The following is an 18,879-nucleotide window of genomic DNA, read 5'->3' as shown; positions in this document are numbered from 1 at the left end:
TATGTCACGTTTTCGAACGCGGGATGGAGCAGCTTGGTAGCTCGTCGGGCTCATAACCCGAAGGTCGTCGGTTCAAATCCGGCTCCCGCAACCAATTCTTAGTCAGCATATCTTATCAGATGTATTTATCGGAAATTCTCATCGATTTATCACGGTTTTAAAGATATACTAAGAACATGGTGAACCCGTTGGCACTACAGGGTCCAGTTTCATAAAGCCCCGAAATTTCGGGGTTTTTTGTTATTTGACAATCGAATTAACTGGGCTTTTATAGCCCTTTTTTTATGTCTGGGGGTGGGCTTGTCCACATTAGAACAAAAATTGACAGAGATGATTTCAGCACCGGTGGAAGCACTTGGCTTTGAATTTGTAGGCTTAGAGTTTGTCCGTGCTCGTACATCGACATTGCGTGTTTTCATTGATAGTGAAGAAGGCATCACTGTTGATGATTGTGCTGATGTCAGCCATCAGGTGAGTGCAGTATTGGATGTCGAAGATCCAATCTCTGTGGTCTATAACCTAGAAATATCGTCACCAGGGCTAGAACGCCCACTGTTCACTGTCGCACATTATGAGCGTTTTGTCGGTGAAGAGGTGGCACTGACTTTACGCATTGCGATGCAGAACCGCCGTAGATGGCAAGGCATTATAAAAGCTGTCGAAGGTGAAATGATAACGGTTACTGTGGATGGTAAGGATGAAGTGTTCGCCCTTGGCAACATCCAGAAAGCTAACTTGGTACCCCACTTTTAATTAAGTTCAATGAGGCAACTAGGATGAACAAAGAAATTCTGGCTGTTGTAGAAGCGGTTTCTAACGAAAAATCCCTCCCTCGTGAAAAAATCTTCGAGGCACTGGAAACGGCACTAGCGACAGCAACCAAAAAGAAATATGAGCAAGAAATTGACGTTCGTGTCGAAATCGATCGCAAATCCGGTGATTTTGATACCTTCCGTCGTTGGCTGATCGTTGAAGATGTAACGATGCCAACACGTGAAATTACGTTAGAAGCAGCACAATTTGAAAACCCAGAGCTAAAACTGGGCGAATACGTTGAAGACCAAATCGAGTCCGTTGCTTTCGACCGTATTACAACCCAAACTGCAAAACAAGTGATCGTACAGAAAGTACGTGAAGCGGAACGTGCGATGGTGGTTGATCAATTCCGTGAGCAACAAGGTGAGATCATCACCGCTCAAGTTAAGAAAGTAAACCGTGAAAATATCACGTTAGATCTTGGTAACAATGCTGAAGCGGTGATCTTACGAGAAGATATGTTACCGCGTGAAAACTTCCGTCCAGGTGACCGCATCCGTGGAGTCCTGTATGATGTTCGTCCGGAAGCACGTGGCGCACAACTTTTTGTTACCCGTTCTCGCCCAGAAATGTTGGTTGAATTATTCCGCATTGAAGTGCCAGAAATTGGTGAAGAAATTATTGAAATCAAAGCCGCTGCTCGTGATCCGGGTTCTCGCGCTAAGATCGCAGTAAAAACTAACGATAAGCGTATTGACCCGGTCGGTGCGTGCGTTGGTATGCGTGGCGCGCGAGTTCAAGCTGTTTCTAGTGAGCTAGGCGGCGAGCGAATTGATATTGTGTTATGGGATGATAACCCAGCTCAATTCGTGATTAATGCAATGGCTCCGGCTGATGTGGCATCTATTGTGGTTGATGAAGACAAATGTACAATGGATGTTGCCGTAGAAAGCAGTAACTTAGCTCAGGCGATTGGTCGTAACGGCCAAAATGTGCGCTTAGCAGCACAGTTACTGAAAAAACACCGTGGTGATGACAAATGGGAATTGAATGTCATGACTGCAGAAGAGCTGAATGCAAAACATCAGGCAGAAGCGCATGCTTCTATTGACACATTCACTAAGCATCTTGACATTGATGAAGAGTTCGCCACTGCACTTGTTGAAGAAGGCTTCTCGACGTTAGAAGAACTGGCCTACGTGCCTATCAAAGAGCTTCTGGAAATTGACGGTTTAGATGAAGAAACTGTTGAAGTTCTACGTGAAAGAGCGAAAGCGGCCCTCACTACGATTGAATTGGCTCAAAAAGAGAGTCTAGGTGATAACCAGCCGGCAGAAGATTTATTGAATCTGGATGGTATGGATAATACTCTGGCCTATAATTTGGCTATTCGCGGTATCTGTACACTGGAAGATCTTGCTGAGCAGGGCATCGACGACCTGATTGATATCGAGGGTCTGGATGGTGAGAAGGCAGGTGCACTCATCATGGCCGCACGTAATATTTGCTGGTTCGGTAACGATGCGTAAACACTGTAGCAGGAAGGAACGGCATGACAGAAACTGTAAAATCATTGGCAGCAGAAATTCAAACCACAGTTGAACGCCTGGTACAGCAATTTGCTGAAGCAGGGATCAAAAAAGGTGAGAATGACTCTGTTAGTCAGGCAGAAAAAGAAACATTGCTGGGGCACTTGAATCGTGAGCAAGGCGGTTCAGCGAGCCAGCCAAGTAAGTTAACATTGCAACGTAAAACGCGTAGTACGTTGAGTGTTCCAGTCACCGGTGGTAAGAGCAAATCGGTAAATGTAGAAGTCCGCAAAAAACGCACTTATGTGAACCGCGACGCTGAGCAAGCGCAAGCGGAAGAGCAGGCGAAGCGTGAAGCGGAAGAGCAAGCACGGCGCGAAGCTGAAGAACTGGCTAAACGTGAAGCAGAAGCAAAACGTATCGCAGAAGAAAATGCGAAGCGTGAAGCGGAAGCAAAGCGTGCAGCCGAAGAGAAAGCAAAACGTGAAGCAGCTGAGAAAGCTACGCGCGAAGTAGCGGAAAGAGAAAAAGTGAAATCAAGCGAAAATCATCAAAAAGCTGGCAAAGCCGGTGAGACCAACTCTGAAAAACAGCGCCGTGAAGCTGAAGCAGCAGCTCTGAAGCGTAAAGTTGAAGAAGAAACTCAACGTAAAGTTGAAGCAGAAGCGAGACGTGTCGCAGAAGAGGCTCGCAAAATGGCAGAAGAAAACAACGAAAAATGGAACAATGATTCCAGAATCGACGACGATAGTGACTATCACACGACGACTTCTCGCCATGCTCGTGCAGCGGAAGATGAAAGCGACGAAAAAGAAGAAGGTCGTCGTTCTCGTAACCGTAGTGCGAAAGCGCCTCGCCAAAAGAAAGGCAATAAGCTTTCTGAAAAAGCCGATCGTGAAGAAGAACGCGCTGCTGGCCGCTCTAATCGCGTCAAAGGTAAACAACGTAAAGGTAGTTCACTGCAACAAAGCTTTAACAAGCCTGCGGCAGCAGTAAACCGTGACGTGGTTATCGGTGAAACGATCACTGTTGGTGAACTCGCTAACAAAATGGCGGTGAAAGGTTCACAAGTGATTAAAACAATGATGAAGATGGGCGCGATGGCGACTATCAACCAAGTCATTGACCAAGAAACTGCGCAGCTTGTTGCAGAAGAGATGGGTCACAAAGTTATCCTTCGTCGCGAAAATGAGCTAGAAGAAGCGGTAATGAATGACCGTGATACGGGTTCAGCAGTTGAAGAGCCACGTGCACCGGTTGTTACCATCATGGGTCACGTTGACCATGGTAAAACATCACTGCTTGACTATATTCGTTCAACGAAAGTCGCTTCAGGCGAAGCAGGTGGTATCACTCAGCACATCGGTGCTTACCATGTGAAAACTGATAAAGGGATGATCACCTTCTTAGATACTCCGGGTCACGCCGCGTTTACGTCAATGCGTGCTCGTGGTGCTCAGGCGACGGATATCGTTGTTCTGGTTGTTGCAGCAGACGATGGTGTGATGCCACAAACTATCGAAGCCATCCAACACGCAAAAGCGGCGGGTGTGCCTATCGTTGTTGCTGTGAACAAAATTGATAAACCAGAAGCGGATCCAGATCGTGTAAGAAATGAGCTGTCACAATACGGTGTTATTTCTGAAGATTGGGGTGGTGATACTCAGTTTATTAGCGTATCGGCGAAAAAAGGTACCGGTATCGATGAGCTGCTTGATGCTATCTTGCTACAAGCAGAAGTCCTCGAGCTGAAAGCAGTTTACGCAGGTATGGCAAGCGGTGTTGTTGTTGAATCTTACCTTGATAAAGGTCGTGGTCCAGTTGCAACGATTCTTGTTCAAGAAGGTACGCTCAACAAAGGCGATATTGTTCTTTGTGGTTTTGAATACGGCCGTATTCGTGCAATGCGTAACGAACTCGGTAAAGAAGTTCAATCTGCTGGCCCATCAATGCCTGTTGAGATTTTAGGTCTATCCAATGTTCCATCCGCAGGTGATGAAGCAACCGTTGTTCGTGACGAGAAAAAAGCACGTGAAGTTGCATTGTATCGCCAAGGTAAATTCCGCGATGTGAAATTGGCTCGCCAACAGAAATCTAAACTGGAAAACATGTTTGCTAACATGGAAGAAGGTAAAGTTTCTGAACTGAACATTGTTCTAAAAACCGACGTTCAAGGTACTTGTGAAGCGATTACTGACTCACTGTTAAAACTATCGACTGATGAAGTTAAAATCAAAATCATCGGTTCTGGTGTGGGTGGTATTACCGAAACTGACGCAACTCTGGCTGCGGCATCGAATGCGATCATTCTTGGCTTTAACGTTCGTGCTGACGCATCTGCTCGCCGCGTTATTGAGAGTGAAAGTGTTGACTTACGTTACTACTCCGTCATCTATAGCTTGATTGATGAAATCAAACAAGCGATGAGCGGTATGTTAGCACCTGAATACAAACAGCAAATCATGGGTCTTGCAGAAGTCCGTGACGTCTTTAAATCACCGAAGTTTGGTGCTATCGCTGGTTGTATGGTGACAGAAGGTACTATCAAGCGTAATAACCCAATCCGTGTTCTGCGTGATAACGTGGTTATTTACGAAGGTGAGCTGGAGTCACTACGTCGCTTTAAAGATGACGTCAACGAAGTCCGTAATGGTATGGAGTGTGGTATCGGTGTTAAGAACTACAACGATGTCCGTGTTGGCGATATGATTGAAGTCTTTGAAGTGATTGAAGTTAAACGTTCGATTGACGGTTAATTTCTTTTATACCCGCGAAGGGAGCATATCGCTTATCGCGGGTATCCATAGCTTTGTATTTATTGGGGGGCAATAGCCCCCCAAAATGTCAGGAGATATAACGATGGCAAGAGAATTTAGTCGTTCTCAGCGCGTAGCCCAAGAAATGCAAAAAGAAATTGCGATTATCTTGCAGCGTGAAGTTAAAGATCCCCGCATTGGCATGGCAACTGTTTCAGGTGTCGAGCTATCAAGAGACTTGGCTTATGGTAAAGTTTTCGTGACTTTCCTTAACATTTCTCATGAAGAACATGAGTCTCAAATGGTTCAAGATGGCATTAAAGCGCTCAATGAAGCTTCTGGCTTTATTCGTTCTTTGCTAGGAAAAGCGATGCGTTTACGCGTTATTCCAGAGTTAACGTTCTCTTACGATAGCTCATTGGTTGACGGTATGCGTATGTCTAACTTAGTTTCCAATGTTATTCGTAATGATGAAATGCGTCGTGCGAACGCGGATGATAAAGAGGAAAAATAATGGGGCGTCGTCGTAGCGGCCGTGACATACATGGCGTTTTGCTGCTGGATAAACCCACTGATATTTCTTCAAACGATGCGCTGCAAAAAGTGCGGCGCTTCTTCAATGCAAATAAAGCGGGTCACACGGGAGCGTTAGATCCACTTGCAACAGGGATGCTCCCTGTTTGTCTCGGTGAAGCAACCAAGTTTTCTCAATTTTTACTCGACTCAGACAAGCGTTATCGTGTGATTGCCCGTCTAGGACAACGTACTGACACTTCGGATTCCCATGGTCAAATCATCAGTGAGCGTAACGTTGAGTTTACACAAGCTCAGCTTGATGGGGCATTAGCGCATTTTCGTGGTGATACATTGCAAGTGCCATCAATGTATTCGGCACTAAAACATCAAGGGAAACCTTTGTATGAGTATGCGCGTAAAGGGATCACCGTTGAGCGGGAAGCACGGCCTATCACAGTGTATGAGTTACAGTTTATTCGTTTAGAAAATAATGAACTGGAACTGGAAATTCACTGCTCTAAAGGTACTTATATTCGTACCATTATTGACGATTTAGGTGAGATGTTAGGTTGTGGTGCACATGTCATTTACCTACGACGCTTGCAGGTAGCAAACTACCCTTATGCGCGGATGGTGACATTAGAGCAGCTCGCCGCATTAAGAGCGCAAGTTGATGAAGGCAATGGCACTTTTGAATCGCTGCTCGACCCTTTATTGTTGCCGATGGATACTGCGGTGGTGCATTTTCCTGCCGTTAATTTGACAGAAGAAACGGCGGCATACTTTAAGCAGGGCCAGCCTGTTAGGGCGAATATTGGTCAATTAGCGGAAGGCACCATGGTTCGCGTGACTTGTGGTACTGCTGAACGTTTTATTGGCATTGCGTTGATCAGTGAAGATATGCGGGTTGCTCCTCGGCGTTTAGTTGTTGAAAATGAATAATCCGCATGGCGGCACTTATTGCTTTGCGACTATAAGCAGCGTAGAATAGCGGCGCTTAATCTGTGAGATGCTAAATTAGAGATTGGCTCTCATTACATACATTTATACATTTGGAGTTTAATATGTCTCTAAGTACTGAAGCTAAAGCAAAAATCGTTGCTGAATTCGGCCGCGATGCTAACGACACTGGTTCAAGCGAAGTGCAAATCGCTTTGTTGACCGCTCAAATCAACCATCTGCAAAGCCACTTTGCAGAGCACAAAAAAGATCACCACAGCCGTCGTGGTCTGCTGCGTATGGTTGCTCAGCGTCGTAGATTGCAAGCTTATCTGAAAAGCAAAGATATCGCGCGTTACACCGCTCTTATCGAGCGTCTGGGTCTGCGTCGTTAATCGAGTCAGTTTCAGTGGAAAGGGGCCTAATGGCCCCTTTTCTTCTAAAAGTTATATTTAAAGTTGAAGTAAGACTCGAATTATACTTAACTTAAATGCTAAGCTATGATTCGTAATTAATTGTTTTATTAACGCCTCTTCAGCTACACCGATTCGCGCGGCTAATGAGAAAATTGATCATTTGAATATCTGTCTTCTCATTAGTCGCGAGGCTGTAGTTAGGAAGAGAAAGCCAATGCCACGAGAGAGAGTCGAGTGGCCTAAAATAAAGGGTACTATTTTGTTAAATCCTATCGTACGCAAATTTCAATACGGTCAACATACCGTATCCATTGAAACCGGCATGATAGCGCGTCAAGCGACTGCCGCTGTTATGGTAAACATGGATGATACAGCCGTTTTCGTGACCGCGGTTGCTCAGAAAAAAGTTAAAGAAGGCCAAGACTTCTTCCCTCTGACCGTTAACTACCAAGAGCGCTCTTATGCTGCTGGTCGTATTCCAGGCAGTTTCTTCCGTCGTGAAGGCCGCCCTGGTGAAGGTGAAACGCTGATCGCGCGTCTTATTGACCGCCCATTACGCCCTCTGTTCCCAGAAGGTTTCCTGAACGAAATCCAAATCATCGCAACCGTTGTTTCTGTTAACCCACAAGTTAACCCGGATATTGTTGCTATGATCGGTGCATCGGCTGCATTGGCGTTGTCTGGTGTTCCTTTTAATGGCCCAATTGGTGCGGCACGTGTTGGTTTTATCAATGACCAATATGTTCTGAACCCAACAGCAGATGAGCTAAAATTAAGCCGCCTTGATTTAGTGGTAGCAGGAACAGAAAGCGCAGTTCTGATGGTTGAGTCAGAAGCGGATCTGTTAAGCGAAGAGCAAATGCTGGGTGCCGTTGTTTTTGGTCATGATCAACAACAAATCGTGATTCAAGAAATCAATGAGCTAGTTAAAGAAGCAGGTAAAGAAAAATGGGATTGGCAACCAGAGCCAGTTAACCAAGCTTTACGTGATAAAGTTGCAGCGCTGGCTGAAAGCCGTATGGGTGATGCTTATCGTATCACTGAAAAACAAGAGCGTTATGAGCAAGTTGACCTGATCAAAGAAGAAGTCACAGCAGCAATCGTGGCTGAAGATGAAAATGTCGACGTAGCTGAAGTTGCTGACATTCTAGCGAACCTAGAAAAACAAGTTGTTCGTAGCCGTGTCATTCGTGGTGAGCCACGTATTGATGGTCGTGAAAAAGACATGGTTCGTGCGCTGGATGTACGCACTAGCGTTCTGCCACGTACTCACGGTTCTGCGCTATTTACCCGTGGTGAAACTCAGGCATTAGTCACTGCAACACTGGGTACTGAACGTGATGCACAGGTTATTGACCAGTTAATGGGCGAATATACTGATCGCTTCTTGTTCCACTATAACTTCCCTCCATACTCTGTTGGTGAAACAGGTATGGTTGGTTCGCCTAAGCGTCGTGAAATTGGTCATGGTCGTTTAGCGAAACGCGGTGTGATGGCGGTCATGCCTGATCATGCTGATTTCCCATACACTGTTCGTGTTGTATCTGAAATCACTGAATCAAACGGTTCATCATCAATGGCGTCGGTTTGTGGTGCTTCTTTAGCACTGATGGATGCAGGTGTGCCAATTAAAGCAGCGGTTGCTGGTATTGCTATGGGTCTGGTTAAAGAAGGCGATGATTTCGTCGTACTTTCTGACATCCTTGGTGATGAAGACCATTTAGGCGATATGGACTTTAAAGTCGCAGGTAGCCGTGATGGTATCAGCGCACTGCAAATGGATATTAAAATCGAAGGTATTACTCGCGAAATCATGCAAGTTGCATTGAACCAAGCAAAAGGTGCTCGTCTGCACATCCTAGGTACAATGGAACAAGCGATTAACAGCCCTCGTGATGATATTTCTGAATTTGCACCACGTATTCACACTATCCGCATTAATCCAGATAAGATTAAAGATGTTATCGGTAAAGGTGGTTCGGTTATCCGTGCGCTGACAGAAGAAACTGGCACTACAATCGAAATTGAAGATGATGGTACAGTGAAAATTGCTGCAACTGATGGCTTGAAAGCAAAAGAAGCTATCCGTCGTATCGAAGAAATTACTGCTGAAGTCGAAGTCGGCCGTGTTTACCAAGGTAAAGTTACTCGTATCGTTGACTTTGGTGCGTTCGTTGCTATCGGTGGTGGTAAAGAAGGCTTAGTGCATATTTCTCAAATCGCCGATAAGCGTGTTGAGAAAGTGACTGACTATCTGCAAATGGGTCAAGAAGTTCCTGTTAAGGTGTTGGAAATCGACCGTCAAGGCCGTATCCGCCTGAGCATGAAAGAAGCTGTTGCGACTGAAGAAACTCCAGCACAGCAGCAGGACTCAGCAGAATAGGCTGAATCTAAGCAGCGCCCTATAAGTTAGGGCGCATAGCCGTAATTTGCTGAAATAGTGGTAATGTAAGGGCGGAGTATGCTGAATAGTATCTGTCTTCGGTTTAGGGGCTTAAGCACGTTTACTCGTGTGGTCTCTGCGCTTATCTTTTTTGTGCTCATTGGATGCAGCAGTAAAGATTGGCGTAAAAACGAGGTATTTGCTGTTCCTCTGCAACCTTCATTACAACAAGAAGTAATATTGGCTCGTATGGAACAAATCCTTGCGAGCCGATCTTTAACCGATGACGAATACGCTCAGCTTTTATATGAGCGCGGAGTGTTGTATGATAGTCTCGGTTTGAGGGCGTTAGCGCGCAATGATTTTTCAACGGCGTTAGCGATTCGCCCTGATATTCCTGAAATTTTTAACTTTTTAGGAATATATTTTACGCAGGCTGGCAACTATGATGCCGCCTATGAAGCGTTTGATTCTGTATTAGAGCTTGATCCAACTTACACTTTCGCGCGTATGAACCGCGGCATCGCATTATATTACGGTGGTCGGTACAAACTAGCGCAAGATGATCTGCTGGCGTATTATCAGATAGATCCAAATGATCCTTTTCGCACGCTATGGCTTTATCTCGTTGAGAAAGACATAGACCCGCGAGTGGCGCAAGATAATCTTGCAGCTCGTTATGACCGTGCGGAGAAAGGGCTATGGGGCTGGAATATCGTAGAGTTTTACCTTGGCAAAATCAGTGAAAACACATTGATGGAGCGCTTGAAAGAAACTTCTACGGATAACACTTCGCTCGCTGAGCATCTCAGTGAAACTAACTTCTATTTAGGTAAGCATTACCTAAGTCTGGGGGATAAGGATAGCGCAACTGCGTTATTCAAACTGACGGTGGCTAACAACGCTCATAGCTTTGTTGAACACCGCTATGCATTGTTGGAATTGGCGCTGTTAGGCCAAGAACAAGACGACCTTTTAGAATCGGGCCAGCAATAGCTGACGAACATTTCATCACTATTTTTTGAGTCATCATCCTTCGGGGTGACGGCCTATTTGTTCGTTTAATAACACAATTTGAGCCAGTTCACATTTTAAATGAAAATGACCGAAATGATTTTCGCACGGTTATGTAAACTGGCCGCCATTAAGTATGAGGCACCTTTACATGACCACCGAGACTGATATCTCTTTCGCTGATTTAGGTTTATCAGCGTCTATTTTGACTGCACTAAACGACCTGGGATATGAAAAACCTTCTCCGATCCAAAAACAATGTATTCCATTGTTAATGGACGGTAATGATGTGTTGGGTATGGCACAGACGGGGAGCGGTAAAACCGCAGCCTTTAGTTTGCCGCTACTGCACAACATTGATCCAGATTTAAAAGCTCCGCAAATTCTAGTCCTAGCCCCAACACGTGAGTTGGCGGTTCAGGTTGCTGAAGCGATGGGCGATTTTTCTAAACACATGAGCCGTGTTAACGTGGTAGCCCTATATGGTGGCCAGCGTTACGACGTGCAATTGCGTGCTTTGCGCCAAGGGCCACAAGTTGTTGTAGGAACGCCTGGGCGTCTGCTTGATCATCTGAAACGCGGTACATTAGACCTGTCTAAATTGAAAGGCTTAGTACTGGATGAAGCTGATGAAATGCTGCGTATGGGCTTTATTGAAGATGTTGAAAACATCATGAGCCAAATCCCAGCAGAGCATCAAACAGCGCTGTTTTCAGCGACGATGCCAGAACCAATTCGTCGTATAACACGCCGTTTCATGAAAGAGCCTAAAGAAATTCGTATTCAGGCTAGCATTACAACACGTCCAGATATTGCTCAAAGCTATTGGACTGTTTACGGCATGCGCAAAAATGAGGCTCTGGTTCGTTTCTTAGAAGCCGAAGATTTTGACGCAGCAATTATTTTTGTTCGTACAAAGAATGCAACGCTGGAAGTGGCAGAAGCGCTTGAGCGCAACGGTTATAACAGCGCTGCATTGAACGGTGATATGAACCAAGCGTTACGTGAACAAACGCTAGAACGTTTAAAAGACGGTCGTTTGGATATTTTGATCGCCACTGACGTTGCTGCTCGTGGTCTTGATGTTGACCGTATTAGCTTAGTCGTTAACTATGACATCCCAATGGATGCAGAGTCTTATGTTCACCGTATCGGTCGTACTGGCCGTGCAGGGCGTGCTGGCCGTGCACTCTTGTTCGTAGAGAACCGTGAGCGTCGTTTGCTGCGTAACGTTGAACGCACCATGAAGCTAACGATCCCTGAAGTTGAACTGCCAGATTCACAATTGCTAAGTGAACGTCGTCAGGCGAAATTTGCTGAAAAAATCCAACAGCAATTTGAAAGCAGTGACTTAGACCAATACCGCGCGCTGTTAAAGAAACTGTCACCGTCAGAAGATGTTGATATGGAAACATTGGCCGCCGCGTTGCTAAAAATGGCTCAAGGTGAGCGTGCACTTATTCTGCCACCAGATGCACCGCGTCGCCCACGTCGTGAATTCAATGACCGTGATGATCGCCGTCGTGATCGTAATGGCAATGGCTTTGACCGTGCAGAGCGTGGTGATCGTAGTGGTCGTCGTGAGCGCCGTGATGTTGGCGATATGGAAATGTATCGCATCGAAGTCGGCCGTGATGATGGCGTAGAAGTGCGTCACATTGTAGGGGCGATTGCCAATGAAGCGGATATTAGCAGCCGTTATATTGGTAATATCAAGCTGTTTGGCTCTCACTCAACGATTGAGCTACCAAAAGGCATGCCAACCGAAGTGTTAACTCACTTAAGCCGTGCACGCATTTTGAATAAACCAATGCAAATGCAATTAATTGGTGATGCACAGCCGTTTGAACGTCGTGAGCGTCGTGGTGGTTCACGCCGTGACGGTGGCTTTAATGGTGAGCGTCGCAACGACCGTGAGGGTGGCAATCGTCGTGGTGGCCATCGTGGTAACGGACGTGGTCGTAATGAAGATCACAACTCGGCAGCTCCGCGCCGCCGTAGCACCAGCCATAATGCTTAATTACATACATTTACCGAGTGTTTCTATTTAGGAAGCACGACTTAAATTGTGAAAAAACCGCTTCAAATTAATGGAGCGGTTTTTTTATGTTGTTCTAACACGACAGGTAATAACACTATTTATTATCTAATAATTCTTCCGCTTGCCTTTGTGGCATGGGTAATTCGTCATGGCTGACAATCACTTTTTTCAGTTTATGATTAAACGCCGTAACGGTAATTTCTTCTAATAACCTGACTTCAACGGGGCTTAGTCCACCTTCATTTTTTTCTAAGGCTTGTATAACAATGCGGTGATGAGGGGTTAAAGGAAGGCGAATACTGAGTTTCATTGCATCAATAAGCTGTATTAGGAGGCTTTGGGCGACGTAGAAATCTCCGACAATTAACCGAGAAGATGAGAACTCCCCTTCGGCGGTGTACTCCTCATGGGTCTTTAGGTTTTTTAAAGTCATTGAGTTAGTGCGAAGTTGTAAATAGAAGTCCGCCATGTGTGATCTCCTTATAAACTCGTTATCCGCCAAGTTGCAGTATGTTGACTTGTCGCCTAGCGACAACGCAAATTATTTAGAGTCAGTATGGCACATTAAATGATCCCCAGCGCTTCTTTTAGTGGTTTTAAGTAACGACGGCTGACAGGAATATGTTCGCCCGACCTTAAAACGAGCTCTGCTTGCCCATTGTCACCAAACAAAATCTCACTTAATTCTGTCATGTTCACCAAATACTGGCGATGGCAACGGACCAAAGGTGTGCGTAACTCTAGCGTTCTCAGTGTCAGTTCGGTGAAGCCCTCTTGACCTTGCGTGCTCATCACATAAACACCACTCATCCGCGAGGTCACATACTGCACTTCCTCCAACTTCATCAGCCAAATACGACTGTGACCAGTACAAGGAATAAATTTGAGTGGTTCATGGTCACTTAGGATCTCGAGATCTTGTTTTTGCTTGCCTTGGCGTAGACGGGTTAGTGTTTTATTTAGCCTTTCACTCTCTAATGGTTTTAATAAGTAATCAAAAGCATGTTCTTCAAAGGCTTGTATGGCAAATTCATTAAATGCAGTTAGAAAGACAATATAAGGCCTATCTTCAGGGTCGAGCATGCGTACCATTTCAAGGCCCGTAATACGTGGCATCTGAATATCAAGAAACACGACATCGGGCTTCTTTTTATGGATAACACTGATCGCCTCAATGGCATTGGCACACTCATCCATAATTTCAATATCATCATGCTCTTCCAACAAACAGCGTACATTTTCCCGCGCAAGTGGTTCATCATCAACAATCAATACATTCATAGAAATTTAATCATTTTATTCTGTTAGCCTATAAGGCAGACGTAATTGCACTCGCGTAAACTGTTCAGGTTCATATTCCACGCTAACGCCATATTGTTCGCCATATTTTAGGCGTAGACGCTTATCAACTAGGCTCATGCCTAATCCATCGTTCTGAGCTGTGGGTTGATAAAGACCTGCATTATCTTCTATCTCGATATAAACCTGTTCACAGCGTATATAACTTCTAATTGTAATATATCCAGTGTCTAATAACTGTGAGGTGCCGTGTTTAATTGCATTTTCAACGATCGGTTGTAGGGAAAAGGCAGGTAACTCTACTTGTCTTAATGCTTCAGGGATATCCAGCTCTATTTGCAATTTCTCACAAAAGCGTGCTTTCTCAATTTGTAAGTAAGCATTTACATGCTCTAACTCTTCGCCAAGCGTTGCATTTTGTTCCGGACGCTTAAGGTTATTACGAAAGAAGGTGGAAATATATTGCACTAGCTGACCCGCTTGTTGGCTGTCTCTGCGAATAACGGCTTGTAGCGTATTGAGGACATTAAATAAGAAGTGAGGGTTTACTTGCGCGTGAAGTAGCTTCACTTCGGATTGTAGTAATGATTGTTTATTGCGTTCATATTGCCCAGCAAGGATTTGTGCCGAAAATAGACTCGCAATGCCTTCACCCAATGTACGGTTGATAGAGCTAAATAAACGGTTTTTGGCCTCATACAGTTTAATTGTACCAATAACGCGTTCGTTCTCTCCCCTAAGTGGGATCACCAGTGCAGAGCCGAGCTTACATGTTGGGCTTAACGAACATTTATAGGGGGTTTCATTACCATCGGCATACACCACCTCGTTATTATCAATTGCTCGGCGCGATTGTTCTGAAGCTATGGGGGTTCCGGGGCAATGGTGATCGGCTCCTATCCCAATAAAAGCTAATATTTTTTCTCTATCGGTGATGGCGACCGCACCAATTTCTAGCTCTTGATAGATAATTTTAGCCACTTTCATACTGTTATCGGTATTGAAACCTTTACGTAAAATACCATCTGTGCAGAGGGCTATTTTTAGGGCCTGTGCGGAGAATGCGGTTGTGTATTTTTCTACGATAGCGCGGCGATCGAGTAAAATCCGAATAAACATCGCGGCACCAATCGTGTTGGCAATGACCATCGGGGCGGCAATACTTTTGACCAGTTCCAGTGCTTCGCCGAAAGGGCGGGCAAGTAATAGGATGATCAGCATCTGAATAATTTCGGTCACAAAGGTAACGCAACTGGCGGTGAGAGGATTAAATATTTTATTGATCTGACCGCGTTTCATATAGTAGCGGTGGACTAAGCCACCAATTAGCCCTTCCACGATGGTGGAGACCATACAACTGAAGGCGGTCATGCCGCCGAGTGAGTAACGGTGCAATCCTCCCGTGAAGCCAACAGCAAACCCAACCGCGGGGCCACCAAGTAATCCACCAAGGACAGAGCCAATGGCGCGTGTATTTGCTATTGAGTCGTTAATGTGTAACCCAAAATAGGTTCCCATGATGCAGAAAACCGAGAAAATGAGATAGCACATCACTTTATGGGGTAAGCGAATGGTCACTTTTAATAATGGAATAACAAGGGGGGTTTTACTGAGCGCCCATGCAATGACCAAATAAACGCACATCTGCTGTAGTAGTAGCAGAATGAGATCAAACTCGTACATAAAGGTTTCCAGTTGGTGGCGTCTTAACAGGGCAATTGTAACGTAAGCGGCTGATTTGATAATAGCGATTTGGTCAAAGTTAACTTTTCTTTATTTGACATAAGGGGCAAGTCACTTCAATATTATATATCCCCCTTCTATTTGTGACCTTGCGCACAAATTTATTAACGCTGTATCGGCAATTGCTGCGATAATTTTATAGCCATAGTTTCCTCCGTGATTATTTAGGGTTTTACTAATAATGAAAAAAAGAACAATAGCACTGATTTTGTTGATGCTGATTTTGATAGCGGCGGCGGCACTTTTCCATTCTCACAATCAATTTTTGCTATTACAAGGTGAAGTTGATGCACCCGAAGTCATGGTTACATCTAAGGCTAAAGGTCGTGTTATTGAGCGTCATGTTGAGCGTGGGGATGATGTTAAAAAGGGGCAGTTATTATTGACCTTAGAAAGCCCTGAGCTAACAGCGCAATACGCTGCCTTGAAAGCCGCAAGAGATCAAGCAAAGGCACAGTTAGCACAATCGCTCCATGGCACTCGCGAAGAGACGATCCGTCACCTGCAAGCCTCATTGGCACAAGCCAATTCACAATACCAAAATGCGTCTCGTGAATACCAACGCTTAAGTAATTTATCGGCTAAAGGCTATGTTTCAGCCAATGAGCTTGATAATGCGCGTAAAGCGAAAGAAGTTGCTTTTCAGCAAGTTCAAGGGGCAAAAGCGCAGCTTGAAGAAGCTAAGAATGGTGATCGCATTGAACTGCGTCAAAAATATGAGGCGGCGCTGAATGAAGCTGAACAAAAACTCGCGGAGCTTCAAGTCCAATTAGATGATTTACAAGTGAAAGCGCCAGTGGATGGGGAAATCGGTCCTATTCCCGCAGAAGTAGGGGAAATTTTCAATGCGGGCAGCCCGCTTTTGACCATGGTGCGTATACCGCAGTCTTACTTTATCTATAACTTACGTGAAGACATTCTTGTCGATGTGAAAAAAGGCGATAGAGTTCAGCTTGATGTGCCTGCATTAGGCGATAAAAAAATCGAAGCTGAGGTGCGTTATATTGCGCCAAAAGGGGATTACGCAACAAAAAGGGCAACACGTGCAACAGGGGATTTTGACTTGAAAACCTTTGAGGTTCGTTTGTATCCAGTAGAGCCTGTTGACGGCTTAAGGCCTGGAATGAGCGTGCTATGGCGCTGGGATAAATAAAAGGCGCGAGTATGAGATTAAAATTCGCTTGGCATGGTTTTGAGCATGCATTCAGTCGAGAAACACAAGCCGCTATTCGTAGTCCGGTTTTTCACTGGTTAAGCTGGTTGTTTCCATTAATGTTATTCACGTTAGTTAGTGCTAACTTCTCAGAAGGAACGTTGATGGATTTGCCTGTTTCGGTGGTGGATAATGACAGAAGCCCCGTTTCCCGACAAATTATCCGGGATCTCAATGCTGGACCCCATGCTGACGTTAAAGCGATTGATAATAATCTTAATACATCGTTAAAACGATTAGCCAGTGCACAGGATTATGCGCTGCTGTACGTGCCGACTAATTTTGAGGCCGATGCATTACGGGGGCGTCAACCTGAGCTACGCATGTACTATAACGCGCTGTTTTATGCGTCAGGGAGCTATGCAATCCAAGACTTTAGTGGGCTGGTGGCTGAGCTAAATGCCAAATATCGAACGCAGTTGGCAGGTTCGATGGGGAAAGCATTACCACCGCTCGCTCAAGTGACCCTCTCTTATGACAGTTTATTTAACCCTAGTGGTAGTTATATTTATTATCAGCAATTTGCGGCTACCATTCATATGCTACAACTGTTTGTGGTGACCTGTACGATTTACACATTATCACGTAGTTCTATCTTACAAAGCGTGAAGCCTTTCGGTATGGCGGTCTTAGGGAAAATGGCTCCTTATACGCTATTTTTTACGACACTGTTAGTGGTTGAACTTGCGGCTTTGGTCAGTATTTTTGATGCTAAGGTTGTGGGGAATCCCCTCTATATGATAATGGTGGGCTTTTTCTATGTAATAGCGGCGCAAAGTATTGGGCTACTGCTATTTAGCTTTACTTCAAGTGCGATTATGGCTTACAGCTTGATAGGGATGCTAGTGAGTATTGCACTCGCTTTCTCCGGTATGGCTGTACCGGAATTATCCATGATTTTACCTGCGCAGATTATTTCCAATATCGAGCCATTAACTCATACACTCAATGCGATGTTTGATATTTTCCTACGTGAGATCTCATTTAAACGTATTGTGGAAGTGTGTCTATTTTTGCTGATTTATCCAATAGTGACGGCATTTTTGATCCGTAAGCGCTTGCCGAAACGTATTGCGGCACAAGGAGGGGAGCTGTAATGCAAATGTATTTTGCGACTTTCCGTAAGGTGCTGATTGGCATGTTAGATAAGCCAATGTGGTTATTATTGATCGTTTCACTGTGTGTGATGAGTTTGGTGTATGCGAAACCCGTCTTGTGGGATCTGCCTGTTGCAGTCATCGATCAGGATCATAGTGTGGCAAGTCGGGCACTTATCCGCGATTTGGATGCGGCGCCTAAAGTTAAATTACACAGCTATGACAATTTGGAACAAGCTCGTAAGGATATGATTAATCGGCAGCTTTTTGCCATTATTATTATCCCGATAGACTTTGAAAAATTCCTGCTAAATGGGAAAAATATCACTATCCCCGTTTATGGTGATGCGACAAACCGTTTAGCAAGTGGTCAGATCCAGCAAGAGCTAATGAGTGCGTATCAAACGTTATTAAATAGCTATAACACCCAATTACTCATCAACTCAGGATTTAGTCAAGAGCAAGCGAACGTCATTATTACGCCAATACGTAGTTTAACAGAGCCGTTATATAACCCGGGTGTAAGCTTTGCCGCGATTGTGTTTCCTGGGTTGTTAGTGATGTTGTTACAACACTCCTTGCTGATTGCTTGTGTTCGCGTGAGTATTGCTATCCGCGGTACACCGAAAGGTAAACCACCATTAGCGGTGTATTTGGGGGCGCTATCGGCCTTGATCCCGATCTGGCTATTTTTATCGACCGTCTTTTTTGCATTATGGCCGTGGATCTTAGGCTATCGTCAAGAGGCGCCATTGTATCAATTGTGGATGCTCACTTTTCCCTTCTTGCTTGCCGTAATTGGGTTAGGGAAGTTGGTCACTGAGTGTTTGCGTAGTGTCGAGATGATTTATCTGACATTAGCGTTTATTACAACACCTGTCTTTTACATGTCCGGTACGATATGGCCCTTACAAGCCATGCCTGAATGGGTACGAATGATTGCTTCGGCTTTACCATCAACATGGGCAACGAGTGCCATGGCGGGTATCAATCAAATGGGGCTACCTTTTAGTGGCGTCTTGATGGATATTGTGATGATGTTAGTGCTCGGTGTGATTTATACCGTAATTGGTGTCTTAATTGGCATGTTGCGTGATGGTGAATTACGTCAGATTTCTCATATTATTCATCGTTGGCGTAAACAACATCATAATTAATATTATTCTTCTGGCGTGTT

15 protein-coding genes and 1 tRNA gene are annotated in these 18,879 nt (G+C 44.9%); 13 read left to right on the top strand and 3 right to left on the bottom strand.

The window, feature by feature from the left end:
* Positions 1-17: 17 nt before the first annotated feature.
* The 10 genes from I3B46_RS19890 to I3B46_RS19845 all read left to right on the top strand — a co-directional run bounded on the left by I3B46_RS19890 (position 18) and on the right by I3B46_RS19845 (position 12,329).
* Positions 18-94 (top strand) — tRNA-Met (locus I3B46_RS19890).
* Positions 95-300: 206 nt separating this feature from the next.
* Positions 301-753: a ribosome maturation factor RimP gene (gene rimP / locus I3B46_RS19885; protein WP_014657325.1), complete on the top strand. Its 453-nt coding sequence runs from the start codon at positions 301-303 to the stop codon at positions 751-753.
* A gap of 23 nt (positions 754-776) precedes the next feature.
* Complete coding sequence (gene nusA, locus I3B46_RS19880) at positions 777-2,285, top strand: transcription termination factor NusA (RefSeq protein ID WP_004915799.1); 1,509 nt, start codon at positions 777-779, stop codon at positions 2,283-2,285.
* A 23-nt stretch (positions 2,286-2,308) separates the two neighbouring features.
* Positions 2,309-5,041, top strand: coding sequence for a translation initiation factor IF-2 (infB, locus tag I3B46_RS19875; RefSeq protein ID WP_004915802.1), 2,733 nt, complete (start codon positions 2,309-2,311; stop codon positions 5,039-5,041).
* 103 nt (positions 5,042-5,144) lie between these two features.
* Positions 5,145-5,555 (top strand): 30S ribosome-binding factor RbfA, encoded by a 411-nt coding sequence (gene rbfA, locus I3B46_RS19870; protein WP_014657326.1) that lies wholly within the window; start codon positions 5,145-5,147, stop codon positions 5,553-5,555.
* Positions 5,555-6,499, top strand: a complete 945-nt coding sequence (truB, locus tag I3B46_RS19865) for a tRNA pseudouridine(55) synthase TruB (RefSeq protein ID WP_104873174.1) — start codon at positions 5,555-5,557, stop codon at positions 6,497-6,499. The genes rbfA and truB overlap by 1 nt, the downstream gene beginning before the upstream one ends.
* A 122-nt stretch (positions 6,500-6,621) precedes the next feature.
* A complete protein-coding gene (gene rpsO / locus I3B46_RS19860) occupies positions 6,622-6,891 on the top strand; it encodes a 30S ribosomal protein S15 (protein ID WP_004915813.1) in 270 nt (89 codons plus the stop codon).
* A 280-nt stretch (positions 6,892-7,171) separates the two neighbouring features.
* The gene (pnp, locus tag I3B46_RS19855) at positions 7,172-9,295 is read left to right on the top strand and encodes a polyribonucleotide nucleotidyltransferase (RefSeq protein WP_014657328.1); all 2,124 of its coding nucleotides are present in this window, start codon (positions 7,172-7,174) and stop codon (positions 9,293-9,295) included.
* A 78-nt stretch (positions 9,296-9,373) separates the two neighbouring features.
* Positions 9,374-10,291 carry a lipoprotein NlpI gene (nlpI, locus tag I3B46_RS19850; protein ID WP_004915819.1) on the top strand — a complete coding sequence of 306 codons (918 nt, stop codon included), beginning with the start codon at positions 9,374-9,376 and terminating at the stop codon, positions 10,289-10,291.
* A gap of 169 nt (positions 10,292-10,460) precedes the next feature.
* On the top strand, positions 10,461-12,329 hold the full coding sequence (locus tag I3B46_RS19845; RefSeq protein ID WP_004915822.1) for a DEAD/DEAH family ATP-dependent RNA helicase: 1,869 nt from the start codon (positions 10,461-10,463) through the stop codon (positions 12,327-12,329).
* 115 nt (positions 12,330-12,444) lie between these two features.
* Here I3B46_RS19845 and I3B46_RS19840 read toward each other — a convergent pair whose 3' ends face one another.
* The 3 genes from I3B46_RS19840 to I3B46_RS19830 form a co-directional block, all read right to left on the bottom strand.
* Positions 12,445-12,819 carry a YjaA family stress response protein gene (locus I3B46_RS19840; RefSeq protein ID WP_004915826.1) on the bottom strand — a complete coding sequence of 125 codons (375 nt, stop codon included), beginning with the start codon at positions 12,817-12,819 and terminating at the stop codon, positions 12,445-12,447.
* A 95-nt stretch (positions 12,820-12,914) separates the two neighbouring features.
* Positions 12,915-13,631 (bottom strand): two-component system response regulator BtsR, encoded by a 717-nt coding sequence (gene btsR, locus I3B46_RS19835; RefSeq protein WP_104873175.1) that lies wholly within the window; start codon positions 13,629-13,631, stop codon positions 12,915-12,917.
* 15 nt (positions 13,632-13,646) lie between these two features.
* Positions 13,647-15,332 (bottom strand): sensor histidine kinase, encoded by a 1,686-nt coding sequence (locus I3B46_RS19830; protein ID WP_163762203.1) that lies wholly within the window; start codon positions 15,330-15,332, stop codon positions 13,647-13,649.
* 241 nt (positions 15,333-15,573) lie between these two features.
* Between I3B46_RS19830 and I3B46_RS19825 the strand changes: the two genes are divergently transcribed.
* The 3 genes from I3B46_RS19825 to I3B46_RS19815 are packed head-to-tail and all read left to right on the top strand — an operon-like array spanning position 15,574 to position 18,859.
* Positions 15,574-16,545, top strand: coding sequence for an HlyD family secretion protein (locus I3B46_RS19825; protein ID WP_004915837.1), 972 nt, complete (start codon positions 15,574-15,576; stop codon positions 16,543-16,545).
* An 11-nt stretch (positions 16,546-16,556) separates the two neighbouring features.
* Positions 16,557-17,702, top strand: coding sequence for an ABC transporter permease (locus I3B46_RS19820; RefSeq protein ID WP_004915838.1), 1,146 nt, complete (start codon positions 16,557-16,559; stop codon positions 17,700-17,702).
* Positions 17,702-18,859, top strand: coding sequence for an ABC transporter permease (locus I3B46_RS19815; RefSeq protein WP_104873176.1), 1,158 nt, complete (start codon positions 17,702-17,704; stop codon positions 18,857-18,859). Before I3B46_RS19820 ends, I3B46_RS19815 begins: the two co-directional genes overlap by 1 nt.
* Positions 18,860-18,879: the final 20 nt, after the last annotated feature.

It is taken from the genome of Providencia sp. 2.29, from assembly GCF_015832305.1.
GTDB classification, from domain to species: domain Bacteria; phylum Pseudomonadota; class Gammaproteobacteria; order Enterobacterales; family Enterobacteriaceae; genus Providencia; species Providencia stuartii.
Note: the sequence above shows the minus strand (reverse complement) of the source record. Positions and strands in the feature narration are given on the sequence as shown.

Coding starts and splice junctions, on each gene's coding strand:
- I3B46_RS19845 (WP_004915822.1), top strand. CDS start 10,461: ATGACCACCGAGACTGATATCTCTTTCGCTGATTTAGGTTTATCAGCG.
- I3B46_RS19815 (WP_104873176.1), top strand. CDS start 17,702: ATGCAAATGTATTTTGCGACTTTCCGTAAGGTGCTGATTGGCATGTTA.
- truB (WP_104873174.1), top strand. CDS start 5,555: ATGGGGCGTCGTCGTAGCGGCCGTGACATACATGGCGTTTTGCTGCTG.
- infB (WP_004915802.1), top strand. CDS start 2,309: ATGACAGAAACTGTAAAATCATTGGCAGCAGAAATTCAAACCACAGTT.
- I3B46_RS19825 (WP_004915837.1), top strand. CDS start 15,574: ATGAAAAAAAGAACAATAGCACTGATTTTGTTGATGCTGATTTTGATA.
- btsR (WP_104873175.1), bottom strand. CDS start 13,631: ATGAATGTATTGATTGTTGATGATGAACCACTTGCGCGGGAAAATGTA.
- nlpI (WP_004915819.1), top strand. CDS start 9,374: ATGCTGAATAGTATCTGTCTTCGGTTTAGGGGCTTAAGCACGTTTACT.
- I3B46_RS19830 (WP_163762203.1), bottom strand. CDS start 15,332: ATGTACGAGTTTGATCTCATTCTGCTACTACTACAGCAGATGTGCGTT.
- I3B46_RS19840 (WP_004915826.1), bottom strand. CDS start 12,819: ATGGCGGACTTCTATTTACAACTTCGCACTAACTCAATGACTTTAAAA.
- I3B46_RS19820 (WP_004915838.1), top strand. CDS start 16,557: ATGAGATTAAAATTCGCTTGGCATGGTTTTGAGCATGCATTCAGTCGA.
- rbfA (WP_014657326.1), top strand. CDS start 5,145: ATGGCAAGAGAATTTAGTCGTTCTCAGCGCGTAGCCCAAGAAATGCAA.
- nusA (WP_004915799.1), top strand. CDS start 777: ATGAACAAAGAAATTCTGGCTGTTGTAGAAGCGGTTTCTAACGAAAAA.
- rpsO (WP_004915813.1), top strand. CDS start 6,622: ATGTCTCTAAGTACTGAAGCTAAAGCAAAAATCGTTGCTGAATTCGGC.